Below are 20,215 nucleotides of genomic sequence, written 5' to 3' on the forward strand. Positions count from 1 at the left end.
ATCAGTGATCATTAATATCATATATTAATAAGCGAACTATTTTTGGTGAATTTTATAATTTTATCCAGAATCCATACAACAGGATAAAGGACTTTTTTTCCGAATATTGGTGGGACTATCCTTTATCGCAAGGAGAAGCTAAACGTAAAGCATAAAAATGTAAAAAAGGATTTAGCTTACTCTTTGGCAGTAATTTTATATGACAATGTAGAGCTTCCTGTTCCCATCCCTATAAATAGCAATAACTTTTCCGAAAAGAGATGGAATTAGTCAATATAGAGACATGACTTTCATGTGCTAAGTGAAGTCGTTTTTCAGTGAATCTAGTGTTTTGAAATGAGACCAAACTTAGACCAAGTTTTGTTCATATGCTTCTATATATTAGGATAAAAAAGCGAAAAATTATAATTTCATGCAGATAAGGACATTGCAGACATTTTTCACAATGCTATCCAAAGTAACGCTAAATAATTGGAAAAAATCCTGCGGACAAATTGCGGACAAATCCAAAAAATCAGGCGTAAAGTAGAAAGTCTCTCAAAAAGGAAAAGCCCGTAAACGTTGATATAACAACGTTTACGGGCACTCAAAATGATGGTCTCGACAAGTCTCGAACTTGCGACCCCCACCTTGTCGAGGTGGTGCTCTCCCAACTGAGCTACAAGACCGCGATAAGAAACAGATTAACAATGTTCTTACCTATTATTATAGCATTTTCAAAGGGAGAGGTATATAGTAAAATGTTATATTTTTACTTTTATTTTCAGTGCATACTACATTTTCCTTCGATCAACGTCTTTTCTTCTTATCGTTTATTAATAAAGTTTGTTTTTTATTTATTTTTTCTAGCACGACATGGACGTGGTATTTATTCTCTTCAATTTGAACGACATTTATAACCTTTCCTTTACGGCCTTTTATTTTTAAATCCTCATCTATTTTAGGAATACGTTCTAAACACTGACTTAGGACAGGAGTATTATTTTCCAAATAATGAACAGCAAACAACATGATTAAGCGCTCCTTATAAATTTAATTTAATGTAGAGGCAATTTGTGAAATTTCCAAGATGCATAGAACCTTGAAAAATGTGATTACCCAACTTGGTAGAAATGATTTCCTCATTTCAATAATAGGATATGGTAACGAATGAATTGAGGTGTAGATGGAATGACAAAAAAATGGGGTTTAATGGCTGTTTTTGCATTTGGACTTTATGTGGTCGCAATGTATTTGTATTTTTTCCATGGACAAAATAGTGGAATTCCAGCAGCTCTTCAAGGAACGGCTGCAGATCCAAGCACTTTTCTTACAACACAGGAGTTGTTATTAAGTGAAGAGTTATCGAAAGTGAGAAATTTCCTGTTTTTTATCACAACGCCATTGGAATGGCTGCTTTACTTCGTTATTTTAGTTACGGGAATTTCACGTTTGTTTGAGAAGTGGAGTTCTGAACAATTTAAATGGTCCATTTTTAAAACAGCAATGTATCTGTTCTTTCTGTCCTTGCTATTGTTCATCATCCAGTTCCCACTGGAATATTACCGCTATACGCTTAGTAAAAGTTATGGAATCAGTACGCAAATTTTTTCTTCATGGATGCGTGAAAATATAATTGATTTTTGGCTGGAGTTTGGGATGTCGGTAATCATGGTTGCTGTTCTCTATTGGCTTATCAGAAAAAGTCCGAAAAAATGGTGGCTCTATGCATGGGCTTTAACTGTACCGTTTTCAATCTTCCTAATGTTTATTCAACCAGTCGTCATCGATCCGATCTACAATGATTTTACTCCGTTGACAGATAAGGAGTTGGAGACGAAAATTCTATCTCTCGCTGAACAGGCGGATATCCCATCTGACCATGTATTTGAAGTGAATATGTCGGAGAAAACGAATGCTTTAAATGCGTATGTGACAGGAATCGGTGATAATTCCCGGATAGTGCTGTGGGATACGACATTAAACCGTTTAACACATGATGAAATCCTCTTTATCATGGCACATGAGATGGGCCACTATTTGCTGAAGGATATTTATATTAACATCGCGGTCTACTTATTTATGACACTCATTGGACTATGGCTGATCGCAAAAATCATGCCTTGGATGATAAGCCGTTACGGACCGATCCTTAAAATTAAAGAAATGGGCAATTTGAATTCATTGCCGCTGTTTTTACTAATCTCATCATTTTTACTTTTCTTCTCAAGCCCATTGTCCAATGCTATTTCACGTTATCAGGAAATCCGAGCAGATGAATTTGCTATTGAATTGGTCGAAAACCCTGAATCAGCGGTTTCATCGTTTCAGCAGTTGACGAAAGCGGGTCTTAGTGAAGTAAATCCGCCAGCACTTGTCAAGTGGTTCCGCTACACACATCCGCCAATGTTAGAAAGAATCGATAAAGTTGCCGAAGAAGTTAATGAGGATTAAATAAAAACGTGTATAATTAATTTACAATATATTTAAGCGCTTCTATTTTTTGTACTAAAGTATTGAGCGTTGAAAGGAATTCGACTATGGACAAAAACGAATGGATTGCAATTTTTCACAAAGAACTGCGACAAGAAGCTGTAACTCCAGGATTTAGGAGAGAGGAAACCGAACATGTTATTCGGCACATTTCAAAATTTAACGAAAGTGGATTCATTTTATCTTCTAATGTAAATGAAAAGACTGCTATGGAAGTGATTCGAAATGAGTTAACTTATTTCGGTAACCTTAACCAGAGTTTTGAATGGAAAGTGTACAGCTATGACAAACCTGATAATTTGACTGAAATACTTAAACAAGAAGGATTTACGATTGATGATCCAGAAGCACTCATGGTCATGGAATTACCGGAAAGTCATCCATTCCTTACAAATTCCGATCTGCATGCAGTAAAGGAAATAACGGATGAACAAGGCATCCTGGATGTTATTGCGCTAGAAGAGGCAATCTGGAACGGCTCCCATGCAGACCTTGGGGAAAGACTTTGGAGAGATAAACAAGATAGTCCCGACTCACTATATATTTATGGGGTTTATGAGGATGGCCAGCTTGTAAGTGCTGCTTGGATGTACCTAGAGAATAATTCGTCCTTTGCCAGCTTATGGGGAGGGTCGACGCTTCCGCAATACCGAGGCAATGGTTATTATTCGAAACTATTGGCCGTTCGCGCACAAAAAGCTTATGAGAAGGGATATTCTTTCCTTACAGTTGATGCCAGCCCAATGAGTAAACCTATTCTTGAAAAGTCTGGTTTTAGTTGTCTAGCATACTCATATGGTTGCCAGTCACCTACTATTCCTGTGGCAGATTAAGATAGTACTATTTAATAAAATGAACAGAAAAGGTGACTGGAAAGTGGAGAATAAATCAGCATTAGAAAAACATTTATTTCAACTAGAGAACAAATTGTTGTTACCGGAAATTCGAACATCAAAAGAGGAGCTAACGAACTTACTTTCAGACAATTTTTTTGAATTTGGAAGCTCAGGGAAAGTGCTGTACAAAGATGAAGAGATTAGCGGAGCGACTCTTGGTATCGTACAAATGAAAATGAGTGATTTTGAAATACACTCTTTGTCTGAAGAAATAATTCTGGCAACGTATCGAATCTTTAATGAGCTAAGCAAACAGCATTCATTAAGGAGTTCTATTTGGAAATTAGTCGATGGACATTGGAAAATGCATTTCCATCAAGGAACAAAAATACCAATATAGTTTTCATGCGCTATTCTTTTTAAAGGATTAGCGCTTAATTTTTATCCCGGTTTTGGTGGGTAAAGCATTAAATCTTGAATTCAATAAAGCCTGGTATGAAGGATGATTGAACAATCTTTACCAGCATTTGCAATAGCGAGAATATGATTAGGGGATAGAGAAATGAATATTTCCAAAGTAGTAGAAAACATAGAAGATTTGCTTAAACAAGCTGAAATGATTGGAATCGGTTCAACGAGAAAAGTTTATCGTTTCGATGATATTGTCATAAAAACATTTTTACATCCTATCGGGTATGCCCAAAGTAAAAATGAATATGAAATGTACAGATCATTGGAAATACAGGGGTTAGAGAAACATATTGCGCCAATTCTTTTTTTGAGTGAGAAATATGTCGTTCAGCCTTTTTACGAACAACTCCCTTTACACAATTACTGCTCATACGATATCGATCTTGAAAAGGATCCAAGAATGATGGTAGATTTAAAAACCGCAATCAAAGTTATTGATCAAGAACTCGATGGTTTTGATTATAAAGATAGTGGAAATTACGGCCTAACTGAAGAGGGGCATCTGATTTTAATTGACTATGGAATGACTAAAAAATTATATGAAGAACAATGGGTGCCATTAGCAGAAGCTGGGACGTTACCTCAAATTCGCTTTGAAAAATGCCGTGTTTGTAACATAGAAAAGGAACTTCGGATGTATGGAGAAAACGATACAGATAATCGCTGTGTTTCTTGCGGGAAAGATTATTAATATTTGCTGGATATTTATGTTAATGTTTAAAGTGATGTTGTATGGGAGGAACCTATATTGAATAAAGATCAAGAAACGCCAGAAGCAAGAAGAGAAAGATTAAGACAACAAGAATTAAAGAGAAACCCGGCAGCCATGCAGGGTGGCGGCCTTCAAGATTTAATCGGGGATTTAGGGTGGAAAGGTACAGGAATTCTTTTTCTTATAATAGTAATCGCTATTGTAATTTATTTAGCATTTTTCAACTAAAGGCGCATTCTTATAGGCTAAGGAGTGCGTTTTTATTTTAAAAGTAAGCTAAGGAATCTTATATGAAAGTATTTTAAAGGTGATTCAGATGAAAATCTATTGTTTTTTAGTTTTACTATTTTTTCTGTTATGGATAGGGATTTCACATCAATACCCCGATCCAAGCTGGTGGTCCATTTTTTCATCGAATCGCTCAACGCATACTCCCCTTATGGAGCAGGTGTCTTTAAACAAAGTCGCGTTGATGCTTCTCATTTTTGGTGGAGCAGCTTACTTTTTAAATCTTTTAGGTTTTTAAATAAATGTCGTGTGAGGTAGAAATATGCCAAAAAGATATAAAGTAGGCGTTCTATCGAGATGGAGTGATGGAAATGTTGTATGATGGCGGTGGTATTGGTGTGTTTGCGTTAAACGAGATGAAGGACCAAATATACTTAAACATGCGCTCTCTAAATTAATTGTCGATTATTCCAAAGAACATACAGATTTTCATCTTATTATTTGTAACTCGAATAGAAGCCTCAAAGGTCGAATGTATTTACTTGAGGAACTATTCCCAGCTGAAGCATTTCTCCGCATATTGATTCACTTTGATATATCGGATGGTGTACTCCATTCTAGAGTAAAACATAGTCAAAGAAGTACAAATATATTTAGAGAATCTATTACAAATTTTGAAGAACTGCTTGTTAGGCAACATAAAGAATCTCTAATAGAAGAAATAGTGGATCCAACAGAAAAGGAGGCCGACCATTTATTTGTTATTAGGGATGACAATGATATCGATTTAGTTATGCAGAGTATAATACATATTGCACAAACGAGCTTGTAGGACCAAGCTCGTTTTATTATCGTAAGTATCTTCAAGCAAGATCCAAACTCACCAATTTCAGATTTTCATCAATTTTCAACAATACTCCATCCGTTAATAAAACCTCAACTGGGAACACTTCAGCATTCTTATTTGAGAAGAACCATGTGCGGCCCTCATTTACGAATAAAAGGTAGGATGCATCTTCACGTCTTCCCATAAATGTTAAACCTTCTGCCGATATTCCTTTATGGTCCCGTTCAAAAATCGAAACTTCATGAAATACCGATACTGAATTTAATTTATCCTTTACGACAATACTCATCTCCGACACTTTTTGAAGAGATGAAGCGGTAAACGGTGCTGTACTTTGTTTAGCATCTGAAAGACGGCAAATAAATTCTACAATATTACCTGCAGGGTCCTCAAAGTAAATAGATTTCGCATCAATTCCTTCAAAATAAACTTCATCTTCACCTTGTTCTTTCGATAATGTTACTTTTCCTTTAGTCCATTCTTTCGCTTCTTCAAATTGATTTGAAGGGATATCAAAAGCAAAATGATAGAATGGTTTTTCGTTAAAAGGAGCCTCAATGAAGGTGACAGCCGTTTCCCCGACATTCATTGTAAAACGATCCGGTTCTTCTGAAAGTAGAGGGAATTGCAGCCTAACTAAATAAAATTGTTTTGTTGCATCAAAGTTTGAAGCGTACATCGTAACATGTTTAATAATCATACGTTTTCCTTCTTCCAATATTTTATAAATTTAAATTACCATGTATTCGTCATATACGAATCGTTAAATAGACTGAATTTTTGCTTTGCTCATTTGTAATAGGAATTTTATGTTAAAATATGGATAAAAAACTTGAGCAAGATTTATCAAAAAATTTTTCTCTCCATTCGTTATGATGATTTTGAGGTGAGCAAGTTGTACTACAGTGAAGTAACGCAAAGAGTCATTGCATTTATTGAAAGTAATCTAACAGAAGAAATTCAACTGGATACTTTCCCATCAGTCATTGGATATTCAAAATACCATTTATTGCGCATTTTTAAGCATGAAACTGGTAAGTCAATCGGTGAATATATTCGTGAGCGGCGATTAGCTACCGCTGCAATGCTTCTTCTGCATTCCAATGAAACAATATTAACGATTGCCTTCTTATTTCATTTTCAATCACAGGAAGCATTTACGAGAGCTTTTAAAGAAGTGTACTTTTTGCCACCAGGAAAATATCGAAAGCTTATGCGATCAATACAAATGATGGAGGAGGAAAAAGAAATGAATGAAAGTAAAGAGATAAAAGGATGGAGTTTAAGTGGATCTAACCCTGAATTATATGAAATAACATTAGATTCAGATGTTTTTCATACAGGGACAAAATCAGGATTACTCTATTCAAAAGGTGTATTAAATGAGCAGCACTTTGCTACGATGATGCAGGGTTTTCAAGCGGATGACTATAAGGGGAAACGATTAAAGCTTTCGTGTTTCCTGAAAACGGAGGATGTTTTGAAATGCGGGGCTTGGCTTCGAATTGATAATGCCATGGGAGATACAATTCAATTTGACAATATGGACAATCGATCAATTCACGGAACGTCAAATTGGAATCATTATTCAATCGTGTTGGATGTTCCGGGTGACAGCTCTTCTATTTTCTTCGGAGTTTTACTTATAGGTCAAGGAAAGGTTTGGGCTGATGGCTTCCGATTTGAGGAAGTAACGAAAAAAGTGCCGACAACAAATATGCTTGACGTTGAACATTTGCCAAAACAACCAAGTAATTTAGATTTTAATGAGGAATAAATAAAATAGGGCGCATTTCCAGTTCATTGGATTTGCGTTTTTTTATTTAATAATTCAAAGGCCATATCTGTTCCATTTTAAATATGAGAGTTAACCGAAATCTGTTGCTGAATCGTTAAATATCCAAGCACGCGTATTTTAAATGCCTGCTTTTTTATGAATACAATAAGAATTTTATGTAAACTAAGAAGACAATCAACATGGTAGAGACGGTACTGCAAGACATTATACATAATGCAATGTGCTAGAGAAGATACGCATGTTTAAATAAGGAAGGGTGTTATACACGGCATTTTTTTAGTTTAAAATTTTATATATGATTATTGGCTCCTATGGTAAAATGGAATTGCCAAGTTTTGTTATTCCGAAAATATCATTCGGAAAATAATAGTTAACCAGTTTTTATCTGAAATCATTCAAAATTTGAAGGGGATTAAGATGAAAATGAATATGAATATGTTAAGCGAAAAAGTAAAAGCAGTTATAAACAAAATTGATTTTTCAGGCAATGTTTTAGTGAAACGGAATAATGATTTTATACAGCAATACAGTAACGGTTTTGCAAATTGTACACATAGTATTTTAAATAATGAGGACACGCGATTCGGAATTGCTTCCGGGTGCAAAATCTTTACAGCCGTAGCGATTTGCCAGCTTATAGAGAAGGGGCAGCTTTCATTTGCATCGAAGTTATCCGATATTTTAAACATTCCGTTTCCCCGATTCGATGAGGAAATCACTATCCACCACCTGTTAACCCATACAGCGGGTATCCCTGATTACTTTGACGAAGAAGTAATGGAGGAATTTGCGGATTTATGGGTGAATCAGCCGATGTATTTGATGCGAAACGGCCGTGATTTTTTACCGCTATTCCAGAATGAACCGATGAAGTTGAAAGTAGGCGAGCGCTTCCATTATAATAATGCAGGCTATATACTGCTCGGTCTTGTCGTTGAACTGGTGAGCGGCAAGGGCTTTGACAAGTATGTGATTGAAAATATATTCAAGCGTGCACATATGGAGCAATCAGGATACTTTGAACTGGATGCACTGCCTTCAAATACAGCACTTGGCTATATTGATGAGGAAAACGGTGAATGGAAATCGAATATTTATTCTGTTCCTGTAAAAGGCGGGGCGGACGGCGGAGCTTTTGTCACTGCGGAAGATATGCATCGTTTCTGGCAAGCATTGATGAAGTTTGAACTTTTAAGCGAAACGATGACGAAGCAATTGTTAACGCCATATATAAATACCGATAACGACTACGACCGCTATTACGGCTATGGTGTATGGATAGATAAGAAGGAAGATAGTATCTCAAAATATCATGTGATGGGCTATGACCCCGGCGTGAGCTTCCACTCAGCATATTATCCGGAAAGTGGTTTGATTAGTGTTGTTTGTTCTAATAAAAGTGAAGGCGCTTTTGACGTATTTAAGGAAATTGAAAATATTTAGTATGGAGCCAACTAGCTGAGGCTAGTTGGTTTTTACTTTGGTGTACGGTTTTCTAATATCCAGCTTTGATCTTCTAATAAATCGTGAAAAGTTCTAATATAATACCGAATTTCTAATATAATCGTTCAATGTTCTAATAACCCATTAAAATGTTCAAATAGCCTCAATAGATGTTCTAATATCACTCTCAGATTTTCTAATAACTACAGCTATTGTTCTAATAAAAACATAACACCATCAAATTACCCTCAATATTGCCGGGGAATTCAATCGAAGTCGTACTCCACAACTGAGTTTTCCAATATCTATTCGAAATGTTCTAATAAACTGTTCAACTCTTCTAATAACAGTCGCCAATGTTCTAATAAAAACCATAACATCTTCAGCAGACCCTAATATTTCCCGGAAACTAACTTAAAAATCGTACCCTACACCAGAATTTTCAAATACGCTTCCGAATTCTGCGGAAGATTTCGCAAAACTATAACCCCTCCAGCCAAAAAAGCGCCCGCACTTTCCATGCGAGCACTTTCTATATCAAATGTCTACCACTGCTTCATCCTCAACCTTTTCCCGATCCGCCTTCAATGCTATATAAACCATCATCACCAAAATCAGCGAAGTTCCGAGCCACTGAAATCCGCCGAACGGTTCTTTCAACCATAAAACTGTTGCCAGCACGGCAGTCATCGGTTCAATATTGCCAAGCAGACTCGTTTCTTTGGCAGTAAGAGTTTGAAGACTTTCGATGTAAAACCAGAATGCCAGCATTGTACCGAAAATAATAACAACGACCAGATAAAAGACAGTTGCACCTGTCCATACTGAAACATCCACATCCCATGGCGGCTGCACAAAACTCATTGTCAATCCGGCTAGGAACATTGCCCAGCCGACAACGACAAGTGAGTCGAAGCGTTTTAATAAGGGAATGACATAGAGCGTATAAAATGCAAGAGTCACCCCGGACAATACCCCCCAAATAATTGCAGGGAGCGGTACGGCAAACGCGGAAAGTGAACCGTTTGTTAATAAAAAGAAGCTTCCGCAAAGAGCTAGCACAATTGTGACCGCATCTTTTTTCGTGAATCTGGACAAACCACGCACCGTCAACCAAATAATAATCATAACGGGTGCCAAGTATTGCAATAATGTTGCGACCGCTGCATTGCCTTCTTTAATGGAAGCCATATATGTATACTGAACCCCAAGCATTCCAATAATCGCGAAAACGAGTAAGCGGAATGCATCCCGTTTCTCCCGCCAAATCTTGAAAATTTGCCCTCGATCTTTAAATATTGCCTGGGCAATTAAAAGAAGGATACCGGCAATGACAAGGCGTGTTGACACAAGCCAGTTCACTTCAATGCCAAGAGAAAACAGTTGTTGTGCCATCGTTCCGCCGATACCCCAGAAAAAACTGCCACTCACAACTAATAAAAAGCCAATCATTCGTTTGTTTTTCATGCCAAACCCTCACATTATATATAATTACTTTATTGTAACGAATTATTATTTGAATTACTATATCGCTATTTGGATGATTGTATTTCAATGTTTTAAAACCTAACTGCTATTTTAATATAATAAAAAAACCGCAATGTCCCTTTCTTTGTACACTTAAGGACATATAGATAGAAAAAGGAGGTGTAAAACGATGCTAACAATTAGTGCAGGTCATTACGGAAAGAGGACAGGCGCCTCAGGTTACATGGATGAAGGTGAAGAGACGGTCTCGCTTGTGCAGGGGCTCGGGAAAAAATTGCAGCAAAAAGGTGTTCAGGTCAACGTAATTATTGATAAGCAATCTAAAAACCAGCAGCAAAATTTGGCGTATTTAGTGAAGCAGCATAACGCAACTCAACGGGAACTTGATGTCAGCATTCATTTTAATTCTGCACCAACACAGCAAAAAGAAGGAATCGGAACAGAAGTGCTGTATGTGAATCCTTCTATTTCATCATTTGCGCAAAAGATGAGCAGCGAAATTGCGAAAGCAGGGAAGTTAAAAGATCGCGGGGCAAAACAGCGTACGAACTTGGTGTTTTTAAATGGCACAACGAAAAAGGCCATCATCATAGAAGTATGTTTTGTCAATTCAGAGCAAGATGTAAAGCTATACCGGTCAAATAAAAATCAAATAATTGAAGCGATTGCCGAGACATTAATAAGTTATTTTCCAAATACGGTAACACCAACGCCGGCAGCACCAGTAAAACCGACACCAGACCCGCAAACGATTACGAGCAAGGCATTACAACAAAAGGTGGAAACAATTTTCAACGATAAAGAAGCTGTTCGTAAACAACTTAAACAAGGTGTTCAAATGGGAGCGTTTCAGCCACTATGGTTGGAAAACTTCGATCGTGGCAAATTAACGTTATACGATTATATTGCGCTAACAACATTGCAATTTAAAAAAAATAACTCGAATATGTAACCTTTTTTCCTTTAAATCGACTAATGTAGTGAAATTACCGAAAGGATGGAACTATATGAAAAAAATTGTACCTTTAGCATTATCTGTACTGTTACTCGGAACTGTTACTGCTTACGCTGATCAGTCAACAACAGAAGGGACTGAAGAAGTGGAAAAAGCAGGAACATTTATCCAACACCGCGGGAATATTACTGCAGTCGAACAGAGGGAAAATGCCAAATTATTTACGGCAGAACTAGATGACAATGTGTTCAATTTCTATGTAGATGACAAAACACTTGTTTTTGATGAACATGGCGATAAAGTTGAACTGAAAATTGGTGATACGATTTCACTTTCAATTTACGCGGATCAGCCAATGATTTTAATTTATCCGCCGCAATATGCACCACCTGTAGTTATTGTGGAAAAAGATGATACTGCCAACTCAGTAAAGGTGGCACAGTTTGACGAAAACTTCTTAAGTGATGATGGAAAATTGAAGCTGAATTTAAATGAGGAATCGGTCATTTTTAATGCAAAAGGCGAAAAAGTGTCTGCTAAGGAATTGAAAAACTTCAGCGCAATTGTATTTTACGGACCAACAACAAAGAGTATTCCAGCACAGACAGCACCAGAAAAAATCATCGTATTCCCAAAACTTGAAGAAGAAGTAGAAATCCCTGAAATTGCACCAAAAATACAGGAAATAATTGGTGAAGATTATAAAGAAGTCGATGGCAAAATCATGGTACCGTTACGCATTGTCGCTGAAGAACTTGGCTTTAAAGTCGCTTCGACAGGAAATGGCGCGGTCATCTCAAGAGATGCATTATCTTACACAATTACACGTGGTGAGAAAACATATGGCCATAATCGTGCACTTAAACATTTTGACGTTGCACCAGCGTTACTGGAAGAAAACAAAACATATATAGAGTATGATTTTGTTAAAGAATTACTGCACTAAAATTAAATATTTGGCAGGGGCTAAAATTCATATATTTGTGAATTTTAGTCTTTTTTAATATAAAAAGGTGCTTTGAAAAAATCAAAGCACCAAGTTTTAATGGATAGAGCGAGGCTGTTTCTTTATTAATATTACAAATAAACTTGCCATTACACAGCAGACACCGGCCATGAAAAATGCCCAAGTATAAGTATTAAAATAGGAATATAACATCCCCCCACCATATGCGGCAGATGCAGCACCTACTTGGTGAGATGCAAAAATCCACCCGTAAATAATCGCACTTTTATGTACTCCAAATATTTGTCTTGAAAGATTGATGGTCGGCGGTACAGTTGCCACCCAATCCAATCCGTAAAATACAGAAAAAACAAGGATCCAAGTCAGATTGCCTTCCATTAGAGCAAAAGGCAGCAAGACAAGAGAAGCGCCTCTAAACAAGTAATACCAAAACAGAAGCCAGCGATTATCAATACGATCGGACAGCCAACCGGAAAGAGTCGTTCCTACCATATTGAAAACGCCCATAAATGAGAGCAAGGAAGCCGCAGTAACAATAGGTATACCGAAGCTAATACAGTATGAAATAAAATGAGTCCCGACAAGTCCGTTTGTTGAGAAGCCGCAAAAAAAGAAACTTCCTGCCAATAACCAAAATTCTTTAGCACGTATAGCTTCGGCCAACCCTTTAAATGCCAGAACAATGGGATTGCCTTTTGTTTGAACATCCGCGACCGCTACATTCTCTGTCTGTCCATATGGAAGGATGCCGATTTCTTTTGGTGTGTTTCTCATAAATAAAAAGATGAGGAAAAACATCACAGCGCTAATCACAATAATTAAACCGATTGCCCATCGCCACGAGTGATTTTCGATAATAGTGGCTAATACAGGGAGGAGTATTAACTGACCCATTGCAGTACTTGCAGTTAAAATCCCTGTAGCAAGCCCTCTTTTTTCTTTAAACCAGTGATTCGCTACATATGGACTTAAAACCGTTAAAAACAGGCTGGAGCCAAGCCCGATAATCACTCCCCAAATAATAATCAGTTGCCAGGATTGATTCATCAGGAAAATTAATAGAAGACCGATCAGAAGCGTCCCCATTGAAGCGAGCATCATCTTCTTTAATCCGAATTTTTGAAGTAATGCTGCCATGAATGGTCCTGCAAATCCATAGAAAAACAAGCTGATTCCAAAGGCTAGGGAAATCACTTGACGATCCCAGCCGAACTCTTGTTCAAAAGGAGTTAAGAAAACCCCGGATGATGCCATCGCAATCCCGGCGGCAATAATGGAGCAGAATGATATAGCAAGAATAATCCAGCTATAGTGAATTTTTTTCAACTGAACACCGCCTTTATTTACTATATTTTAATTTTAAATAGAAATGTATTATATGTAAAATTGTATTTTCAGATTGTTTTGAAATTTATTGCTATCAAAAGATTCATCCTATGTTTTTATAAATATATTTCTTGGTTTGATTGCATATGTTAGGTAACAATACTAGCAAGGATGTGTTTGCATTTATGGACAAGGCACTCATTATTATCATTGCTTTAAGAATTATGTCTGGAAGTATAGAGTTAACAGCTGCTGCTTTAATGTTTAAATTCAATGATTTAGAAAAAGCCTTTTATATTAATACGCTACTTGCCCTGGTCGGTCCGGTTGTCTTAATTGTGACAACAGCACTAGCATTGCTTGGTCTGGCAGAAAAAATTTCGCTGACACGAATAATTTGCCTTTTCTGCGGAATTTCCCTGATTCTGTTTAGTTTAAAATCTGCATGAAATTACGATAAAAATGGACCTATGCAGCTTTTACTTGCTGTTAGGTCCATATTTTTTATGCTGATTCTTTTGATTTTCCGATTTCATCTACTTTAATGAACTTCAAGACAAATAATAAAAGAATTAATCCTAATATACCTGCAGTGATATAGCTAGTATTGAGATGATTTTTCATGACGAGTGACATAATAGGCGGACCTGCTGCAACACCGATAAATCTGGCAGAGCTATAGAATGAAGAAACAGTACCGCGTAATTCTTTTCTTATATTATCTGTAATAATGGTGTCTAAGGCAGGCAGTAATGCGCCAATGGCTATTCCCACGATACTTGTTACAATTAATAAGAGGATTAGTTTTTTGCTTGTAAATCCAACGAAGGCAATGCTGATAGACATTGCAATCAGGGAAGCCACAATAATTTTCTTCATTCTAGATAAATCGCCTTTAATTTTCCGACCGGAAATATAAGAGGAGATGCATAGAAGTAAAAGGGGGATGGCCAGTACAAAACCTTTCTTTATCCCTGTAATATCATGAACTTTTTCCAGGTTTTCTGATAAGAAAAATAACATACTGAATAATATGAGCATTACAAGGACCCCGTTAAGGAATACCGTATACAACCATTTTCCTTCATCCTTGAAAACTTCTTTCGTATTACGTATAAATTCCTTAAACTTCAAAGGTTCATCCTTATCTTTAGGTACTTTTACAAAGAAGAATATAAGAGCAATGGAAATTAGACTTAGTGCAGATATAGAAAAGAACGGAAGGAACCATAATATAGCAGCAAAGACTGAACCTAAAATTGGACTCAAAACCTTGCCGAACGTATTGGACGTTTCAATGATGCCTAAAGTAGAACTGATTTTCTCATCGTCGTCTTGATACAGGTCACCTACAAGAGGTAGAACGATTGGCATCGCTCCGGCAGCACCAATACCTTGGATGATTCTGCCTATAATAATCATTGTATAAGGATCATCCATTTTCCATGAAGCGAATCCTGCGATTAGCCCGCCGATTAAAGCTAAGATCAGACTTGGTAATATTACGATTTTCCTGCCAAAGCGATCAGATAGATAGCCTGCTACTGGAATAAGAAAAATTGCTGCGACTGAATAGCTAGTAATGATCATGCTCGATTGAAATGATGTAATACCGACTTTGTCTTCTAATATTGGGAGCACTGGAATAAGCATTGAATTTCCTAAAGTCATGATGAGAGGAATAGAAGTCAGACTTACAATACACCATATACTTACATGTCCCTTATTTTTATCCATTACCACACCTCGAATAATTATATATTTATTTAGGTATGGTTTCCTTATGTGTTCATTTTATACTCAAAGCTACAACAATTAAAATAACAAATGAAAAGCCTGTTTTCCAAAGTAGATTCCGAATCCAATCATAAATATGGATGAAAAAACGGTTACAGTTTTCAATAGCTTAATTGATAATAATTTGCGGGCGACACTGGACAAAAATGAATATAGAAAATCCACTAAAATAATGCCGAACAATATGGCGCTACTAATTATTATGATGTCAATTCCTGTAGCGATACCCGCTGTTTTTGCGAGGATAGAGCCATAAATTCCTAGCCAAAAAAGGATTGTTATTGGGTTCAACAAAGACATTAATATTCCAGCTAATAACGAATGTCTTAACCTTACAATCCGTCCGGTTTTTGAATTCATTTCAATTTTATGTAGCGTTAGTAAGCTTTCTATCCCTGTGTACAAAAGAACGAAGCAACCAAAAGACCAAAGTATTGTTTGTAAAAGTATAGAATCAATAAATTTTCCAACTCCAAAATAAACGACGAACATATAGACAATGTCAGTGGTCAATGCACCAAGACTGAAAAACCAGGCATGAAAAAACCCGTTCTTTAAACCTGTATTTAAAAGGACGTTCTTAACAGGTCCAAATGTAGCGGCCATAGTTATGCCTAAAAAAATATAGGTAAATATTGAATTCATAAATTGTCCTCCATTAATTACATATTTGTGCATTTTATTCGGTGGTTAGGTTTTTTAGGACTAGTAATAGGCTGAGCTGAATATTTATTTTGGGGAATTTTATTCTTTTTAATTAAGGGGGGAGGATGCTTAGTCGTTTAATTAGATTTATATTCAATACATAGATTATTAATTGGATTTATTGTTATAATTTTAAAGTAATGATGATTTACACAAAATTAAATTTATAGGGAGGCAATCATTATGCAAATAGATAAAAATATGCAGGAAATGTTTTCGAACTTCATTTTACAAAGAGTAAAAGAGGACAAGATGGAGGAAGCAAAAGCTTTACTTGCTGAAAATTTTAAAAAGCAGGATGAAGGTACATTTACTAAAGAGGACGTTGAACAGTTTGTTCCAAAAATGATGGAATATTTAAAGCCGGAAAAAATTGAAGAGATTCGTACAATTGCAAAACAATTTTCTATTAAATTCTAATAAATAAAGAGAATTCACAAAAAATTTATAGACTCAAAAAGAATCCATTTGTCCGAAATATTACGGACAGGATTCTTTTTTTGTCAGTCAAAAAAACACCGACAATTCGCTCTATTACAACAATGTTAAATAGGCTATTTACCCTTTACTTCCACTTTACAAACCTGATTTATTGTGTAGTGTAATCTTTTTGTAATTAGAATGTAACAAGATTTTGACATTAAATATGGATTTACCTCTATTTTTTTCCGGTTTTGTACTATACAATGAGGGGGACAGCTTATGAAAGGATAGGGAACAATGAATCAAAAACTGATTACATTGGTTGTTGCAATCTTCCTCGTTTGTACACTAGCTGTTACACCGACATCAGCTAAAGTAGTATTTGCAGATGTTGCGACAACCGATGCCACTTATGATGAGATCCAGTATTTAATTAGCCTTGGGGCGATTAAAGGATATCAGGAAAATGGCAAAACGTACTACAAACCCAACATGAGTGTGACGCGTGCACAAGCTGCGAAAATGGCAGTTATTGCTGCAGGTAAAAGTCCACTAAAAGTAACTAATTCCTCGTACACTGATGTTAAAGTCGGGACAGAACAATCGACATACATCGAACGTGCACGTCAATTAGGATTATTTACTAAAACATCAGGGAAATTTTCTCCTAATGCCACTTTGTCTCGTGAAGAAATGAGTCACGTGTTATCTATCGCATTTAATTTAAATGTAAGTGACTATAAAGATTTACCGGTGTACTTCCCAGATGTATCGAGTTCGAATACATATGCTCCGTATATTAAAGCAATCTACTATAATGGGATTACAAAAGGTAGTGATGGCAAATATATGCCAAAGGGCTCGGTTACACGAGCACAGTTTGCATCATTTATTGCGCGAGCAAAAAGCGATGAATTCCGACTAGCCTTACCCGAACACCTTGATTCAGTTGATACGACACAAGTAATTGGTCTTGTATCAGTAACAACAGATGGCTTAAATGTTCGTACAAAGCCGACAACATCAAGTGCAGTGATTGGCAGAGTAAATACGGGTGGTAAGTTATCGGTGTATGCTGTGGAAGGTAATTGGTTAAAAGTTTCTTATCAAGGATATTACGGTTATATCAGTAAATCATATGCCAAATTCCTTGAACAAGATGGCAGTGCCATTGGACCATCAATTAAAGCTGTCAAGACAAATACAATTATAAATCTGTATTACAAACCGACATCGTCATCGAAAAAAATTAAACAAATTTCAGCCGGGTCAACATTGTCAGTCTATAAAGAAATTGACGGATATTATTTAACAACAGTAGGTGGAATTCCAGGCTATATTGTAAAAAATAGCACAACGGATGTAGGAGGTTCAAATGTGAATCCGCCACCATCGGAAACGGATTCGGACAACAACAATCCTGTTGTAACATCCGGCACAACGGGTAAAGTAACGGTTGCGAGTTTAAACATGCGTAAATCGGCATCAGGATCATCAGCGACAATTAAAAAGCTATCAAAAGGAACAGTAATTGCGGTACATTCCATTAATGGCTATTGGGCAAAAGTAACAGCGGGCAAAGATACAGGCTATGTGCACAAATCGTACATTAAACTAGTGAACGAAAAAGGCAGTCCTATTAAAGACCGTATTATTATTTTAGACCCAGGGCACGGTGGTAAAGATCCGGGTGCTGTTAACTCTGGTAGTACTGAAAAAGCGATCGTTTTAAAAGTTGGCAATCTTGTCAAACAAAAACTTGAAGCGAACGGCGCAACTGTATATACTACACGTTCAGGAGATACGTATCCATCCCTTCAGGACCGCGTGAAGTTTACGAATGACAAGTTCGGTGAAGTTTATGTAAGCATTCACGTAAATTCGGCGACATCTACAAGTGCAAAAGGTACTGAAACGTACTACAGCATTACAACAGGTGACCAGTATGAAGAGGATAAAAAGCTTGCGACGTATATCAATAATGAAATCGTCAAAAATGCGGATATGAAAAACCGTGGAGTAAAAGAAGCACAGTATTATGTGACTCGCAATATGATCATTCCTTCTGTATTAGTAGAACTTGGGTTTATCTCAAATGCAGAAGACCGTAAAAAATTAATCAATGACAAGTATGTAGAAATCTATGCACAATCTATTTATAACGGGATTGTTGATTACTACAGAAAATAAAATATGCTGTTCAATAGCTTAGTTCTTTTTAAAGAACTAAGCTATTTTTTATTTCAAATTGTATTGAAGTATATTAAAGGTTTACAAGAAAAATATGGTAAAATTTATTAACGTTAACTTTTATATAATGGGGGATGAAATGAAGCAGTCAATAAAAATAGTCTTATTAATTGGATTTGTTTTAGGTGTTTATTATTTGTGGAATCAATATGAAATGTATCAGTTATCAAAAGAGTTGAATGAAGTGAGTTTTGTGGATAGCAGAGATTTAACAAAGGTCACAGTTGCTAAATATCCATCTAATGATTCTTCTGTTTCTTATAATATGGATGAAGTAAAAGAGCTTTACCGCCTGCTCGAAACGATGCCAACCGAGTCGGTACGTAAAGGAAAAGAAACAACTTCTAACTATCAAATTAAATTCTCTGATCAAGCACTTATGAAGTCGATCACTTATACGATTTACGACAATGATATTGTAAACAGGGAACAAGATGCAGGAGTCATGACAAGCGGCTATCTAAAATTGAAAGAACCATTTGATCGTACATTGCTGGAAGAATGGATAAAAAAATATGAATAGAGCGGTGATGTAAATGACGTTCAAAATGATAAAAAAAGAGTTCAAGTTGGTTGGCTTAAAGGGTAGTGGGGAGTTTCAAAACTTTGGAAGTGAAGTACCATTGCTTGCAAAACGGTTATTAAGCCGTTCTGATGAGATCGACTACCAGATTGAAAGTGAAATCGCATTGTTTGAACCTAAAAAGAGTGCCGACCATACGACAGGCAATTTCTATGTAGGACTTATCGTTCGCGAGAGAGTGAAGAGAATCCCGACAGGAATGGATTATTTAGAGACGAATAACCATTATATCACGACAAGAGGGAACATAATGGAGTTGGATAAACTTCATGAAAATTTGCTGAATTGGGGAACAGCGCAAGGTTATAAAAGAGATCTTGATTCTTATATTATTGAAACTTATCACCCTGTCAGCGAAGGGGAAGAAGTAGAAATCTATTTACCAATCATTGCGTAGAATTTAAAAGGGAGAAGAAAAATGGGCGATAAATTAGTGAGAGTCGGAACAACTTACATCCCGGTAACGGATGTGGATCAATCTGCTGAATGGTATGTGAAGAACTTGGAAGCGGTTTTAAGTTACAAAGACACGGATAAAGCTATATTAAACTTTGCAAATCAAAGTTTTTTTCTAGTGAAGTCGAATGAAAATGAAAGTGCCAATTTTAAAGATAAGTTTGGAAACGAACGTTTTTCAATAACATTTGAAGTTGATGGATTAAACTCTTTAACAGTATTGTATAAAGAATTACAGCAAAGCGGTGTAAAAGTCGGTGAGATTGAAGATCGCGGACATGCTGGAAGAAATTTTGTTTTTTATGATTTGGATGAAAATTTATTCGATGTGTGGAGCGAACTGAGCCCTGCATATAAAGATAAATGATAATAACTTCTTTACAGAACTTAGTATGGATAAATTCCTTACTAAGTTTTTTATGTAATAATGAATCTTTTCTTGTTCTGTTCCGTACATA

Annotated in this window: 21 protein-coding genes and 1 tRNA gene; 15 read left to right on the forward strand and 7 right to left on the reverse strand. The window is 36.3% G+C overall.

What is annotated here, in order from left to right; all coding sequences use genetic code 11:
* Positions 1-595 precede the first annotated feature (595 nt).
* Both ABS917_RS11795 and ABS917_RS11800 read right to left on the reverse strand, forming a co-directional pair.
* Positions 596-668: transfer RNA gene (locus tag ABS917_RS11795), tRNA-Val, on the reverse strand.
* A gap of 121 nt (positions 669-789) precedes the next feature.
* A complete protein-coding gene (locus ABS917_RS11800) occupies positions 790-1,011 on the reverse strand; it encodes a hypothetical protein (protein ID WP_350479158.1) in 222 nt (73 codons plus the stop codon).
* A 159-nt stretch (positions 1,012-1,170) separates the two neighbouring features.
* Between ABS917_RS11800 and ABS917_RS11805 the strand changes: the two genes are divergently transcribed.
* The 5 genes from ABS917_RS11805 to ABS917_RS11825 all read left to right on the forward strand — a co-directional run bounded on the left by ABS917_RS11805 (position 1,171) and on the right by ABS917_RS11825 (position 4,719).
* A complete protein-coding gene (locus ABS917_RS11805; protein ID WP_350479159.1) occupies positions 1,171-2,433 on the forward strand; it encodes a M48 family metallopeptidase in 1,263 nt (420 codons plus the stop codon).
* 86 nt (positions 2,434-2,519) lie between these two features.
* Positions 2,520-3,305 carry a GNAT family N-acetyltransferase gene (locus ABS917_RS11810; protein ID WP_350479160.1) on the forward strand — a complete coding sequence of 262 codons (786 nt, stop codon included), beginning with the start codon at positions 2,520-2,522 and terminating at the stop codon, positions 3,303-3,305.
* A gap of 43 nt (positions 3,306-3,348) precedes the next feature.
* Complete coding sequence (locus tag ABS917_RS11815; RefSeq protein ID WP_350479161.1) at positions 3,349-3,708, forward strand: nuclear transport factor 2 family protein; 360 nt, start codon at positions 3,349-3,351, stop codon at positions 3,706-3,708.
* 162 nt (positions 3,709-3,870) lie between these two features.
* A complete protein-coding gene (locus tag ABS917_RS11820; protein ID WP_350479162.1) occupies positions 3,871-4,470 on the forward strand; it encodes a protein kinase in 600 nt (199 codons plus the stop codon).
* A gap of 57 nt (positions 4,471-4,527) precedes the next feature.
* Positions 4,528-4,719 (forward strand): DUF6366 family protein, encoded by a 192-nt coding sequence (locus ABS917_RS11825; RefSeq protein WP_350479163.1) that lies wholly within the window; start codon positions 4,528-4,530, stop codon positions 4,717-4,719.
* An 863-nt stretch (positions 4,720-5,582) separates the two neighbouring features.
* Here ABS917_RS11825 and ABS917_RS11830 read toward each other — a convergent pair.
* Positions 5,583-6,266 (reverse strand): VOC family protein, encoded by a 684-nt coding sequence (locus tag ABS917_RS11830; protein WP_350479164.1) that lies wholly within the window; start codon positions 6,264-6,266, stop codon positions 5,583-5,585.
* A gap of 195 nt (positions 6,267-6,461) precedes the next feature.
* On the opposite strand from ABS917_RS11830, the gene ABS917_RS11835 reads away from it, so the two are divergent.
* Positions 6,462-7,343, forward strand: coding sequence for a helix-turn-helix domain-containing protein (locus ABS917_RS11835; RefSeq protein ID WP_350479260.1), 882 nt, complete (start codon positions 6,462-6,464; stop codon positions 7,341-7,343).
* 444 nt (positions 7,344-7,787) lie between these two features.
* Positions 7,788-8,807 carry a serine hydrolase domain-containing protein gene (locus ABS917_RS11840; RefSeq protein ID WP_350479261.1) on the forward strand — a complete coding sequence of 340 codons (1,020 nt, stop codon included), beginning with the start codon at positions 7,788-7,790 and terminating at the stop codon, positions 8,805-8,807.
* Between the two features lie 537 nt (positions 8,808-9,344).
* Here ABS917_RS11840 and ABS917_RS11845 read toward each other — a convergent pair.
* Entirely contained in the window at positions 9,345-10,274 is a 930-nt protein-coding gene (locus ABS917_RS11845) for an EamA family transporter (protein ID WP_350479165.1), read from the reverse strand.
* 190 nt (positions 10,275-10,464) lie between these two features.
* On the opposite strand from ABS917_RS11845, the gene ABS917_RS11850 reads away from it, so the two are divergent.
* Together ABS917_RS11850 and ABS917_RS11855 are read left to right on the forward strand one after the other, a co-directional pair.
* Positions 10,465-11,247 (forward strand): N-acetylmuramoyl-L-alanine amidase, encoded by a 783-nt coding sequence (locus tag ABS917_RS11850; protein WP_350479166.1) that lies wholly within the window; start codon positions 10,465-10,467, stop codon positions 11,245-11,247.
* A 55-nt stretch (positions 11,248-11,302) separates the two neighbouring features.
* On the forward strand, positions 11,303-12,196 hold the full coding sequence (locus ABS917_RS11855; protein WP_350479167.1) for a stalk domain-containing protein: 894 nt from the start codon (positions 11,303-11,305) through the stop codon (positions 12,194-12,196).
* A 96-nt stretch (positions 12,197-12,292) separates the two neighbouring features.
* On the opposite strand, the gene ABS917_RS11860 is transcribed toward ABS917_RS11855, so the two are convergent.
* Positions 12,293-13,543, reverse strand: a complete 1,251-nt coding sequence (locus tag ABS917_RS11860) for an MFS transporter (protein WP_350479168.1) — start codon at positions 13,541-13,543, stop codon at positions 12,293-12,295.
* Between the two features lie 185 nt (positions 13,544-13,728).
* Here ABS917_RS11860 and ABS917_RS11865 point away from each other — a divergent pair, with 185 nt between their 5' ends.
* Positions 13,729-13,992 (forward strand): YqhV family protein, encoded by a 264-nt coding sequence (locus ABS917_RS11865; protein ID WP_420820144.1) that lies wholly within the window; start codon positions 13,729-13,731, stop codon positions 13,990-13,992.
* A gap of 55 nt (positions 13,993-14,047) precedes the next feature.
* Here ABS917_RS11865 and ABS917_RS11870 read toward each other — a convergent pair whose 3' ends face one another.
* Both ABS917_RS11870 and ABS917_RS11875 read right to left on the reverse strand, forming a co-directional pair.
* The gene (locus tag ABS917_RS11870) at positions 14,048-15,280 is read right to left on the reverse strand and encodes an MFS transporter (protein ID WP_350479170.1); all 1,233 of its coding nucleotides are present in this window, start codon (positions 15,278-15,280) and stop codon (positions 14,048-14,050) included.
* A 78-nt stretch (positions 15,281-15,358) separates the two neighbouring features.
* On the reverse strand, positions 15,359-15,985 hold the full coding sequence (locus ABS917_RS11875; protein WP_350479171.1) for a LysE family transporter: 627 nt from the start codon (positions 15,983-15,985) through the stop codon (positions 15,359-15,361).
* Between the two features lie 243 nt (positions 15,986-16,228).
* Here ABS917_RS11875 and ABS917_RS11880 point away from each other — a divergent pair, with 243 nt between their 5' ends.
* From ABS917_RS11880 to ABS917_RS11900, 5 genes are all read left to right on the forward strand, one after another.
* On the forward strand, positions 16,229-16,465 hold the full coding sequence (locus tag ABS917_RS11880) for a hypothetical protein (RefSeq protein WP_350479172.1): 237 nt from the start codon (positions 16,229-16,231) through the stop codon (positions 16,463-16,465).
* 300 nt (positions 16,466-16,765) lie between these two features.
* Positions 16,766-18,658 carry an N-acetylmuramoyl-L-alanine amidase gene (locus ABS917_RS11885; protein ID WP_350479173.1) on the forward strand — a complete coding sequence of 631 codons (1,893 nt, stop codon included), beginning with the start codon at positions 16,766-16,768 and terminating at the stop codon, positions 18,656-18,658.
* 139 nt (positions 18,659-18,797) lie between these two features.
* Positions 18,798-19,241 (forward strand): aspartate aminotransferase, encoded by a 444-nt coding sequence (locus tag ABS917_RS11890; protein ID WP_350479174.1) that lies wholly within the window; start codon positions 18,798-18,800, stop codon positions 19,239-19,241.
* Positions 19,242-19,254: 13 nt separating this feature from the next.
* Positions 19,255-19,698 (forward strand): AraC family transcriptional regulator, encoded by a 444-nt coding sequence (locus ABS917_RS11895; protein WP_350479175.1) that lies wholly within the window; start codon positions 19,255-19,257, stop codon positions 19,696-19,698.
* 21 nt (positions 19,699-19,719) lie between these two features.
* Positions 19,720-20,124, forward strand: a complete 405-nt coding sequence (locus tag ABS917_RS11900; RefSeq protein WP_350479176.1) for a VOC family protein — start codon at positions 19,720-19,722, stop codon at positions 20,122-20,124.
* The last annotated feature ends 91 nt before the right edge of the window (positions 20,125-20,215 follow it).

Source organism: Solibacillus sp. (assembly GCF_040273735.1).
GTDB lineage: Bacteria > Bacillota > Bacilli > Bacillales_A > Planococcaceae > Solibacillus.